The 11,477-nt window shown below is 44.4% G+C and carries 7 protein-coding genes and 1 pseudogene; 3 read left to right on the forward strand and 5 right to left on the reverse strand.

Features of this window, described 5'->3' with window-relative positions:
* Positions 1-204 precede the first annotated feature (204 nt).
* A complete protein-coding gene (locus tag CHX35_RS17105) occupies positions 205-3,039 on the reverse strand; it encodes a penicillin acylase family protein (RefSeq protein ID WP_091839981.1) in 2,835 nt (944 codons plus the stop codon).
* A 324-nt stretch (positions 3,040-3,363) separates the two neighbouring features.
* Between CHX35_RS17105 and CHX35_RS17110 the strand changes: the two genes are divergently transcribed.
* A complete protein-coding gene (locus CHX35_RS17110; protein ID WP_091839984.1) occupies positions 3,364-4,557 on the forward strand; it encodes a DUF4350 domain-containing protein in 1,194 nt (397 codons plus the stop codon).
* Positions 4,558-4,896: 339 nt separating this feature from the next.
* A pseudogene (locus tag CHX35_RS17115) lies at positions 4,897-6,039 on the forward strand (hypothetical protein); the annotation flags it as partial.
* 77 nt (positions 6,040-6,116) lie between these two features.
* On the opposite strand, the gene phnE (CHX35_RS17120) reads toward CHX35_RS17115, so the two are convergent.
* The 4 genes from phnE (CHX35_RS17120) to CHX35_RS17135 form a co-directional block, all read right to left on the reverse strand.
* Positions 6,117-6,926, reverse strand: coding sequence for a phosphonate ABC transporter, permease protein PhnE (phnE, locus tag CHX35_RS17120; protein WP_091839989.1), 810 nt, complete (start codon positions 6,924-6,926; stop codon positions 6,117-6,119).
* Positions 6,923-7,699: a phosphonate ABC transporter, permease protein PhnE gene (phnE, locus tag CHX35_RS17125; protein WP_091839992.1), complete on the reverse strand. Its 777-nt coding sequence runs from the start codon at positions 7,697-7,699 to the stop codon at positions 6,923-6,925. Before phnE (CHX35_RS17125) ends, phnE (CHX35_RS17120) begins: the two co-directional genes overlap by 4 nt.
* Entirely contained in the window at positions 7,696-8,469 is a 774-nt protein-coding gene (gene phnC / locus CHX35_RS17130) for a phosphonate ABC transporter ATP-binding protein (protein WP_091839994.1), read from the reverse strand. Before phnC ends, phnE (CHX35_RS17125) begins: the two co-directional genes overlap by 4 nt.
* 89 nt (positions 8,470-8,558) lie before the next feature.
* A complete protein-coding gene (locus tag CHX35_RS17135; RefSeq protein ID WP_091839997.1) occupies positions 8,559-9,479 on the reverse strand; it encodes a phosphate/phosphite/phosphonate ABC transporter substrate-binding protein in 921 nt (306 codons plus the stop codon).
* Between the two features lie 152 nt (positions 9,480-9,631).
* Here CHX35_RS17135 and CHX35_RS17140 point away from each other — a divergent pair, with 152 nt between their 5' ends.
* A complete protein-coding gene (locus tag CHX35_RS17140) occupies positions 9,632-11,230 on the forward strand; it encodes a bifunctional metallophosphatase/5'-nucleotidase (RefSeq protein WP_176392165.1) in 1,599 nt (532 codons plus the stop codon).
* The last annotated feature ends 247 nt before the right edge of the window (positions 11,231-11,477 follow it).

Consider the following 11,477-nt stretch of genomic DNA (forward strand, 5'->3'; position numbering starts at 1 on the left):
CTACCGGAAGGTGGGGATGGATCACCTCCTTTCTATGGAGTATCCGTATTGGATACAATACATGAACGTTTGAACAGGTCATGATTTCGCTCTTTAGTTTTCAGGGAATGCAATAAAAAAGAGAGCGTCTGTACACACAGGCGCTCTCTTTTTTGTGTTTTTTATTGAAAAAAGAGAAGGGACTCCCTTCTCTTTTTTGCTGGATTACGGATGGGGTGCACCGACTTGAACAACTTGTTGGAAAGTGGGGCGATTTACCCAGTTCATATCATCAATGGTGAGAGCACCTAAGGTGCTTTGTTGAATCGCATCTTGTTTTGCGTCATAAATCCATTTGTTGATATCGGAACTACCATACTGTTTGGTTAAACGGTCGTTTGTTGTTGAGAGAGCTTTCCAAAGCGTATTGCGACAGGCTGTTAGATCACCATTCCCACAATAAGTTCGATGCCAGGGATCGGACACCTTTTCGCCTAGCACTTGACGTAAATTCTTTTGCAGGAAGGGATAGTACCCGACTTGAAAAGCGGATCCCAAATGTTGCGTGGGAGAATCTTCAATCTTACTTTTTAATTGCTCATCGGGGGAGATTGGAGCTTGAATACCGTCCATATCAGTGAAGACTTCATCCACCAAGGGTTTAAAGAGCGCGTCACCAATGGCAACACCAGGCGCATCATCATATTTACCATCTTTAGGAGCAATATCACGACGATGTCCTCCGCTAGCTACCCAATTGGCGAGTCGATCCCGGATTGCTTGTAGTTGTTGGTTACCATTGGGTGCATTGTTGCCAAGGATCTTTAGTACATAAGGATACACTTCCTGCGCCTTCAAATCTGCAGTACTTGCATCGAGCATTACATTAACCATATCTGCGCGGGTCAACTTTTTACCAGCGATCGCTGTCTGCAAACGTTTTTCTAATAACAGGGAACGATAGACCGAACCATAGTTGTAGTTGTTGTCACTTGCACTAAAATTGGGAGCTTGTTTGTTATTCCAGTTGGCAAAGTATCCTTGAGCCGGGTTCACTTCCTGTGGTTGTTTATCAGGGGAGAGGTATTTTCCTGTCCAATCATACTCACCCGTTCCCCAACTGGGTAGATAGGGGTTGGTACGCGTGTCCCGAATAGGAAGTAAGCCTGAATGCTTATAGGCAATGTCTTTGTTATTGATATAGAACCAATTGAAGGTGAAGTCAATTCCATCAACTGCCTTTAAAAAGGCGGATGAACCCATTTTCATATAGTCAGGATCATTTAATTTCTTAAAGCCAAAGGTACTGCCTAATTCATTTTGATAGGTTGATCGTTGAAGTGTAATCGCTACAGGCTTCTTATCGACGGTTCCCCTTGCAATGACAGGGCCATATACACTTCGTTGAACAGTAGTTTTTTGCGTTGTTAATTTGGAATGGGTATCCCCTTTGATCTTGTTAAAGGCTTTTTTGGGAGAGGTATGCCTCCAACGTTTGAAAAGCTTTTTGATCGATGTAGGTTTTTTCTTATCTAACACTTTCATGGATTGGCTGTGGGTAAAAGTCTCCATGGGGATGCATTGCCCTTTGTATAGGTAATGATCCGATTGCATGGAAGGCTCCTTGCCATCCGGTTCACACAATTTAAGTATCCACTGATCGGTATTATCTGCTTCGGATGAGGTGGCTGACCAGGCAAAATCTTTTCCTCTACCCATTTGGTTATAGAGATTAATTCCTGCGAAGGCAACCCCACGCGATTGAATACCAGGCCCTTTTATATCCATCTCAATCAAGAGTTGTGGATTAAAATAACCAGTCTGCGGTCCGAAAACTGCGATGGGTTTACCTGCTTGCGTATGTTCCTTACCAACTAAAATCGCGTTGCTCATACTTTCGGGTGTGCGAAGATTCATCGGTCCGAAGGGTCCATCTGCGATCGGCTTCGGTTTTTTAAGTTGTGATAGGGTGCTGTTGACTGTGGATAGATCGAGAACGGCTGTGGATTTTGGGTCTGGGGAAGGGTGGTTATTATAAGGAAATGATTGTTGGGTGGTTACTGGTGCTTCTTTGTCATTCGCACTATGGAATTCTGCCCATATTTTTTTACCCTCGGGTTCGCCAAACTTTTTCTGGAGCTGAGCAAGGAATTTTCCACTATTTACTTCTTCGCCCCCACCCTTCCCAAATACACCTCCTACAAAACTGGCGATGGCGACGGAATCTTCGGCTTTCCAATCCTGTGGAATTTTCAGTAGACCTAAGTATTCTACAGGGAGGTAGGACCAATTTAAACGAGCTTTCTTAATATACGCGTTGACACCTGCGGCATAATTATTCATATCCTGGCAAATTTGTTTTCCTTCTTCGCCTTGGGCGCAGATATGTTCAACTTGCTTGGTTAAATCTTTTTCGGTATAAGGGGATGTTTTTAATTGTTCAGCGTCCATTGCCCGGTTTTCTTCAGTGTCCCCAGCAAATTCACTTAATTGAGCCCGACCCAAATGGCGAAGTACATCCATTAAAAAGAGTCGATCCTCTGCGGAGGCATAGCCAATTCCATAAAAGGTAGCATTCCGGGTTTTTCCTTCGACATGGGGAACGCCAAAATGATCCCGGGTAATCGTTAGATCTTTTTTTGGCGAATAAGTTTTTTCTGGCTTGTCTGGAGCACCTAAGGAAGCTTCTTTGTAGTAAGTAGGGATATCTTTATCGGTGAGTGTGGGGGATTGTTTACTGAGGGAATCATACATCTTTACTTGATCGTTATAATGTTTTGGATACTTTTTTAAGATGGTATTGCCAAGGTAGTCGGTTAAAGTCACGAGGCTTTGTTGACCAGGCGGCAGGATATTGTAAAAACCACCTTCATTGGCTTCTTGAGCATGAATTGAAAGCGCTTTCACAGGTGCGACAATTAAAGAAAGTGAGAGTGTGATGCTCAGCAAAAAAGATAGAGGGTAGAGAAGAGACCTGCTTCTCTGTTTTATTTGATTCAGACAGAGCCAGAGTAACAAGAGTGTACCTACTCCTACTGAGAATACCAATACCCAATGCATAGTGTCACCTCGCGATTATTAGTTAGAATATTCAATCTAACTATAGCACCCTTAATAAAGGGTTTACAAGCTTAAAAAAACAGTCTATAACAGCTATGCTTAAGTTAATTGTTAATATTTGTACATTAAATAACAAATTGAAAAGAAGTGGTTTAACGAAGAAAAGAAGACGTTACTCGACGGTTTCACTAAGGTGCTAGAAGAGGGATATTGAACAGTCAGGGAGAATGGGTTCGAGTGGGGAAGAGGAGCACATGTAGGAAATGACGCGTAAGTATAAGGTCCAAGGTGTTCTGTGTATAGAGATTGAGGAGGCGTGCGCAATTGCAAAGGGTTAAAGGAGTACCTCTTTTGGTTGTGATGGTTGTTTTTTTGGTGGGTATCTTTACAGCGAGTGGACACGATTCCATAACGAATTGGTTCCGATCAACCATGAATATGGACGACTCCTCTAGCAAGCAAAAAAAAGTGTTGTTTGATAACACCCATGGAGAAACAGCAGGTGCAGCAGATTGGGTAATTGATGGAGGTTTTTCCGACTTTGCTGATGCGCTAAAAGAGAAGGGATATAGGGTGAGTCAGCTTGAAAAAAGCACCCCCATTACGGAGAGTGATTTGGATGAATATGATGTGTTTGTGATGGGGGAACCCAATCTTCCTTTAAAGGATACGGAAAGAGATGCGTTGCTTCACTTTGTGGATCAAGGTGGGGGGGTTTTTTTCGTTGCGGATCACTATAATGCAGACCGCAACAAAAACCGTTGGGATGCTCTAGAGATATTTAACGGTTACCGTCGAGGAGCTTATACCGATCCAGGGAAAGGGATGTCAGAAGAAGAGAGGCAGTCCGAGGCCATGAAAGGAGTGAGCTCCTCTGACTGGTTAGCTACCCATTTTGGCATTCGCTTTCGTACCAACGCAATCGGTGATGTAACTGCGAATCACATTGTCCCTCCGGATCAAGCGTTAGGTATTACAGAAGGGGTAAAGGAGGTTGCGATGCATGCAGGAGCTACGTTAGCAGTGACCGATCCTAATAAGGCAAAGGGGATTGTCTATCTTCCCCATACAAACCGGCGTTGGGGTCATGCGGTTGATCAAGGAGTATACCATGGGGGAGGGGTAAAGGAAGGGCCGTTTGTTGCGATTGCCAAACGGGAGAAAGGAAAGGCCGCTTTTATTGGTGATTCCTCCCCAGTAGAAGATGCGACACCAAAATATCGCAGAGAAGATAATGGGGAACCGAAAAAAACGTACGATGGGTTTAAAGAAAAGGATGATGGAACACTGTTGGTTCAACTGATCGAGTGGTTAAGTAAACAAGAAGCGTATCACTCCTTGGATGAGGTGGATGGACTTGAGTTAGATAAACCTTCTCCATTCCATCCGTTTGAAGATCCCCAACAGTCAGTAGAGCCGCAGAAAGAACCGTGGGCAAAACCAGATCCTGGGTATGAGTGGTGGAATCCAGCCACTTTTCAGAACGGAAGCTATCGCCCCTCTGAAGCCAAGGGTTAATTATGAGAGCGTTATAAAAAGTATAGCCTTATGGATGCGAAAAATCATCGATAAGGCTATACTTTATTTTTTATGTGTATTTTTATAAGTAAAAATCAACAAAAAATCGGAAGGGCTGTTCCCTCTATAACTAGCTAATATAGCCCTTAAAATGGGTGTTTATCTAAGTGTAGTAAATAAATATTACTTTTTTATAGGTTTAAATTTACTATTAAGGTTACAAATGAGAAAATTATTGCTAATTTCAGACTGTTGAAAAAAACCGCTCCTTTCGGTCATTTTGCGTGTTACAATAGGAAAGTATGTCATACTATTTTATTTATATCGAGGTGGAGACTCATGAAGAAATTGATGTTGGTAACCGCAATTTTAGCCATTCCTGTATTCGCAATTTTACAAGGGACGATCGGGGCTGAGCCTAGCCAAAAAAGCAGTACCCAAGACGAGGCCATCAAAGTACTGTTTGATAATTCCCATGGGGAGACAGCAGGTGCTGCTGACTGGGTCATCAATGGTGGGTTTTCGGACTTTGCAGGTGCATTGATGGAGAAGGGATATGAGGTTGATCAGCTAAATAAACAAGAGCCTATTACTTATGATGATCTTGAAAATCAAGATGTTTTTATTATGGGAGAACCCAATATCCCGCTAAAAGCCTCCGAACAAGAAGCCTTAATTAAGTTTGCGGATCATGGTGGCGGAATTTTCTTTATTGCGGACCACTACAACGCCGATCGAAATAAAAACCGTTGGGATGCATCCGAAATCCTTAATGGTTACCGTCGGGGAGCCTTTGGTGAACCGACTAAGGGGATGAGTGATGATGAAGCTTCCTCTGAAGCGATGACAGATGTTTCCTCTACGGATTGGTTGTCTAAGAACTTTGGTATTCGATTCCGTTACAATGCTCTTGGAGACATCACGGCGAAGGACATTGTCGATGAAGATCAATCCTTTGGCATTACCGAGGGAGTTAATGGTGTAGCGATGCACGCAGGTTCGACACTCGCTGTGACGGATCCCAACCAGGCAAAGGGGATTGTCTATCTGCCTCAGACGGATCAAAAGTGGAATTATGCAGTGGATCAAGGGGTTTATAATGGTGGGGGCCAAGATGAAGGGCCTTTTGTTGCGATTGCAAAAAGAGGGGAAGGAAAAGCCGCCTTTATTGGTGACTCTTCTCCTGTAGAGGATGCGACACCGAAGTACAAGCGCGAAGAAACGGGTGATAGCAAGAAGACGTATGATGGCTTTAAAGAAGAGGATGATGGAAGTCTACTCGTTAATTTAATCAGCTGGTTAGGGAAGAAAGAATCCTACACGAGCTTTGATCAAGTGGATGGGCTAGAATTGGACAATGCCACTCCATTAATTGATATCGAAGATCCAAGCACTTCAACGGAACCGAAGAGTGAACCCTGGGCAACTCCTGCAGAAGGATATAAGTGGTGGGATCCATCTACCTTTAAAGGAGGTAGCTACACGGGTTCAGACAGTAATTAAGGAATTAAAAAAAGGTGACGGGGTTTCCCGTCACCTTTTCTTAGTGTCTCAGGGTGTTAAACAATCCGTTTTCGTATTGCACCAGAGATGGCATCGATAATAATGACCATGATGATAATCCCGAGTAGAATGATCCCTACTCGATCCCAGTCTCTCGAATTTAAGGCGAAAATCAACGGTGTACCAATCCCGCCCGCCCCGATAATGCCGAGAATCGACGCCGAACGAATGTTGATTTCAAAACGGTAGAGCGCAAAGGAGATAAAGGCTGGGATCACCTGAGGAATTACCGCGAACCAGAGTACTTGAAAGCGAGAAGCACCTGAGGCAATGAGCGCTTCAGTGGGTCCGAGGTCAATTGTTTCAATCGCTTCGGAATAAAGTTTTCCTAGCATACCGATGGAATGGATGCCAAGAGCCAATACCCCAGCGAATGAACCCGGGCCAACAGCCTTGATAAATAGGATGGCCAATACGAGCTCTGGAAAAGTCCGTATGAAACTAAGTGTAAATTTGCCGATTCCTGCAACTGGGCGTAATCGGTTCATGTTATTGGAAGCCCAAAAAGCAAAGGGAATACAAAGAGCTGCCGAGATGAAAGTACCAAGGACAGCGATGGCTAACGTATCAAGCAATCCCCGTAACAAATCCTCACCATCAGGCAGGTAGACATAATCCCAGTCAGGGTGAAATAGCCCATTCGTTATGGACCGTAGAACCTGTCCTGCCGTTTCTTGAATGGAAGCAAGAGGAACGCCAGAGAAAGCCCATACGTAGATGGCTACGATTAGAGCAAAGATAATAATTCCTTTGAGACGCTTCTTCTTTGGTGGCTGTGGCAACGAGGTATCAATATTGGTATTCATAGCAATTGCTCCCGTACTTTGGTAGTGACGTAATCGATCAAGATGACAACGACCAGAGTCAGAAGAATGATCGAGGAGGTTTTATCGTATTGGAGCAGATTTAGGGTGCGGTTATACCAGTCACCGATTCCTCCTGCTCCAACTAGACCCAGTACGACGGCTGCCCGGACATTGATCTCAAAGGAATACAAAAAGTAGGCAGCAAAGGGTGCAGCAATCTGTGGAATCACGCCAAAGGTGATCCATTGAGTTTTATTTGCCCCAACAGCGGTCATTGCTTCAAGGGGACCAGCATCGATCGCTTCAATTGATTCATAGGTAAGCTTTGCCACAATCCCCATCGAAAAAATGGCAAGAGCTAGGATCCCTGGAATGATTCCCAAGCCGAAAATGGCAACGAAGATTGAGGCTAATAGTAAGTCTGGAATCGTCCGTAGGATATTTAAAATAAAGCGAGCCGGAGCCACAATAAACTGTGGAAACAAATTGCTGGAAGAAAAAAGAGCGAGTGGGAAAGCTAAGATTGCACCAAGGGTTGCCCCAATGAGGGCCATGCGAATGGTATCCAATGTTGCATCGAAAATATGAGAAAAAAAGGTCCAATCCGGTGGAACCATTTCAATCAAAAGGTCCCCCATTTGTGGAATCCCAGTCATTAAACTCGATAAGGATGCATCCGTGCGAACAGCACTTCCCCAACAAAGTAAGACCAATATTAGGATCGTCAGGCCTGTTTTTGTCCTCTTTATATGGCGGTTGCTATCAGTCATCATCCGTCCGTCTCTCCCAATAGTTCGTCGTCCTTGATTTCACGACCATAAATATTAGAGAATACTTCATCAGTCGCTTCTTCAACGGGTCCATCATAGACGAGCTCTCCTGCGCGAAGACCTACAATGCGTGTAGCATATTCTCGTGCAAGGTCGATGAAGTGAAGGTTGACCACCATGGTGATGCCAAGTTCTTGGTTAATCCGTCTTAAATCGTCCATCACTTGCCGGGTAGTCATGGGATCAAGGGATGCTACGGGCTCATCTGCTAGAATAATTTTGGCTTCCTGTGCCAGAGCACGGGCGATGGAAACGCGTTGTTGTTGTCCGCCGGAAAGCTGATCTGCGCGAGTCCAAGCTTTTTCGCCGATGCCCACCCGTTGTAGCGCGTTATAGGCTAATTGTTGATCAGCTTTTGGAAAGAGACCCAATACGGTGCGCAGCGTGGAATGATAGCCTACACGACCTGAGAGGACATTGCGCATGACCGTGGCGCGTTTCACTAAATTAAAGTTTTGAAAGATCATCCCTACATCACGACGAATGGAACGTAATTCTTTTCCTTTGGCTTTCGTGATGGAACGGTTGTCGATGCGGATGTCTCCTTCGCTAATTTCATGTAAGCGGTTAATTGAGCGGAGGAGGGTAGACTTCCCTGCACCCGAACGACCGACAATAACGATAAATTCGCCCTTATCGAAGGAGAGGTTAATATCTTTGAGGCCGATGGTCCCGTTTGGGTACATCTTTGAAACATTTTGCATCTCAATCATAGCTGTCACCTACTCTTTGCGAATTCGTATAAAAAGAAAAAGAGATCGTTCATAGAAACCCTCGAACGATCTCTTGAGACTCACAAGTCTCAGTACTGGCCGACGGCTTTTTCGTAGTCGCGAACGACACCGAAGTTCTTATCGCTTGAAGGAACATATCCTTCGTGCGTATAGATTTCTTTGATGATTTGATGGCCTTCTTTGTCTTTACCAATATTGATAAATGCTTGTTTGATTTTCTCTTCCCACTTTTTATCCATGTCCGAACGAACACTGATGGTGTCATTTGGGATCGGCTCAGAGCGGTGAATTACTTTGGTTTTCTTAAATACGTCTTTGTAATCTTTTACCACAATGTTACGAGCATCGCCGAAAACAGCTGCTGCATCGACTTCACCGTTGAGTACAGCGATTACTGCACGGTCATGGCCTTTCAAGGTAACACCTGTGACATCTTTTTGTGGGTCAACACCTGCTTTTTTCATTTCAACAGCAGGCCATACATATCCAGCTGAAGAGGATACATCTTGCCAAGCCATTTTCTTGCCCTTAAGATCTTTTAAGGAGTTGATTTTGGAATCTTTCTTTGTGATGATATATGCTTCATAGCTATCGACAAGCTTGTCGGTCGGTTGACCATTTTTTGGATTTACGCCAAAGCGTTGGGATTGAAGTAAGACATTAGCTGCCTTCTTCTGATCATGAGCCATAACATAGGCACTTGGTGGTAGGAAACCTACATCTACCTGTTTAGATGCCATGGCTTCGATGATGGTATTGTAGTCCGTGGATACGCTTACTTTTACGGGAATACCAAGTTCTTTCTTGAGAAGCTTCTCCAACGGTTTTGCTTTAGCCTCTAGTGTATCAGCAGCTTGGGATGGTACAAACTGCACTTTTAGTTCCTTCGGCTTATAAGCCTCGCCTTTCCCTGCATCAGATCCACAGCCTGCTAGCAGACCCGCCACAAGAGCAACCGTTGCGCCAGTGGCAATGAAGCGTTTAAACATGTCATTTCCCCCCAGATAAATTGTGCGAAGAGTACTACCATTTTACAATATACCATACTACCATAACTACTAGATATGTAGATTTGATATAATTTTCTAGGTGAAGAAATGGACTAGGAAAATTGGCCCAGATAGAAAGGTGCGGAAACAATTTGACAGAGGTAAAAAAATACGAGGAAATAACGATTCTGGAGACGAGTGACGTGCATGGAAACGTGCTACCGATCCACTATGCAAATAACCAAGAGTTTCAAGTGGGATTAGCAAAAATTGCTACTTTGATTCGTCGGGAGAGAGAAAGTGGCAAGCCGACACTTTGGATTGATAATGGGGATCTTATTCAAGGGACTCCTCTTGCCTATCATAGTGCACGTTTTGGTGGAAATCGTATCCACCCGATGGTGAAAGCGCTCAATGAACTGAATGTGGATGCTTCCATTTTTGGCAATCATGAATTTAATTATGGACGTGAAGTGCTAGATCAAGTCGTAAAGAATTCGAACTTCCCATGGTTGTCTGCCAACATTCTCAATGAAGAAGGCGAACCTGTATTTGGAAAACCGTGGCTAATCAAAGAGCTACCAAGCGGGATCCGTGTAGGGATTTTAGGACTCACGACTGCTTTTATCCCTCGTTGGGAAAATCCTGCTCATATTGAAGGAATTAATTTTGCTGACCCGGTGGAGGTGGCAAAAAAGTGGGTCGCATTCTTAAAGAACGAAAAGAGAGCCGACCTCGTCGTTGTCTCTTACCATGGAGGGCTTGAACGGGATTTGGAGACAGGGGAACCGATTGAGGCGTTGACTGGAGAAAACCAAGGGTGGCAGTTATGCGAAGAGATTCCCGATATCGATGTATTGTTGACAGGGCATCAACATCGACTGATTACAGGAGTAGGACCCAATAACACCACCATTATTCAACCAGGAAGTCAAGGGACTCATTTAGGAAAGATCACCATTTGTCTTGAAAAAACGGTGGATGGATGGTTGGTAAAAGAAAAAACACCCGAGTTAACTTCTATTGAAGGAACGGTTGCGGATCCAGAAGTGCTCTCCCTGGTGGAGCCCTATGAAGAAGCAGTCCAGGAGTGGTTGGATCAACCGATTGGAAAAATCGAAGGGGATATGCGAGTGACGGATCCGATGGCGATTCGATTAAAAGCAAACCCACTGATTCAATTTTTCAATCATGTCCAGATGGACGCTTCAAATGCTCCGATTTCCAATACGGCACTCTTTGATAACCATGCTCCGGGGTTGGGGAGCAATGTTACTGTGCGGGATGTGGTCGCCAACTATATTTATCCCAATACCTTACGGGTACTTCGGTTAACGGGACAAGACATCAAAGATGCCCTTGAACGATCGGCTGATTATTTCCGATTGGATGAAAAGGGCTCACCGGTTGTTAATCCTGAATTTCTATTCCCGAAACCGGAGCACTACAATTATGACATGTGGACAGGGATTGATTATCAGCTAGATATCTCCCGTCCGCCAGGGCAACGGGTAGTTAACCTTCGTTATAAGGGTGAAGCCCTTGCGATGGATGGTGAGTATGAGGTCGTCATGAACAACTATCGCGCAGGTGGCGGTGGCGGCTATGAAATGTTTGTGGATCGACCGGTCATAAAAGATGTGCCGACAGAAGTCTCCGAGCTAATTCTCGATTACATTCTTAAGCATAAAGTGGTGGAAGCGAAAGTGGATCATAATTGGACCGTTGTCGTTGATGGAGAGCGTGTATAAGCACCCCCCTATGATATAAGAGCTCGAAACCATGAGAAGAGCGCGGCGATGATGCCGGGCTCAATTTTTTTTGAAAAAAGGGGTTGATCACGTCTCTCATCCGTGTTATATTAGTTCTTGTCGCCGCGAGGTGATGGGCAAGAAAACGAAAGAGATGCACCTTGAAAACCGGATATGGAGTAAGCCAAGCAATCTTCATGATATGAAGATTTCACCGGAGTGAATGAAGGAGAAGTTATTAAGGGCA

This window comes from Marininema halotolerans (assembly GCF_900116235.1).
In the GTDB taxonomy this organism is placed as follows: Bacteria; Bacillota; Bacilli; order Thermoactinomycetales; family DSM-45169; genus Marininema; species Marininema halotolerans.

What these genes read in the sequence shown, in the direction of transcription:
- CHX35_RS17105 (WP_091839981.1), bottom strand. Translation starts at nt 3,039, where the DNA reads ATGCATTGGGTATTGGTATTCTCAGTAGGAGTAGGTACACTCTTGTTA.
- phnE (WP_091839989.1), bottom strand. Translation starts at nt 6,926, where the DNA reads ATGAATACCAATATTGATACCTCGTTGCCACAGCCACCAAAGAAGAAG.
- phnE (WP_091839992.1), bottom strand. Translation starts at nt 7,699, where the DNA reads ATGATGACTGATAGCAACCGCCATATAAAGAGGACAAAAACAGGCCTG.
- phnC (WP_091839994.1), bottom strand. Translation starts at nt 8,469, where the DNA reads ATGATTGAGATGCAAAATGTTTCAAAGATGTACCCAAACGGGACCATC.
- CHX35_RS17135 (WP_091839997.1), bottom strand. Translation starts at nt 9,479, where the DNA reads ATGTTTAAACGCTTCATTGCCACTGGCGCAACGGTTGCTCTTGTGGCG.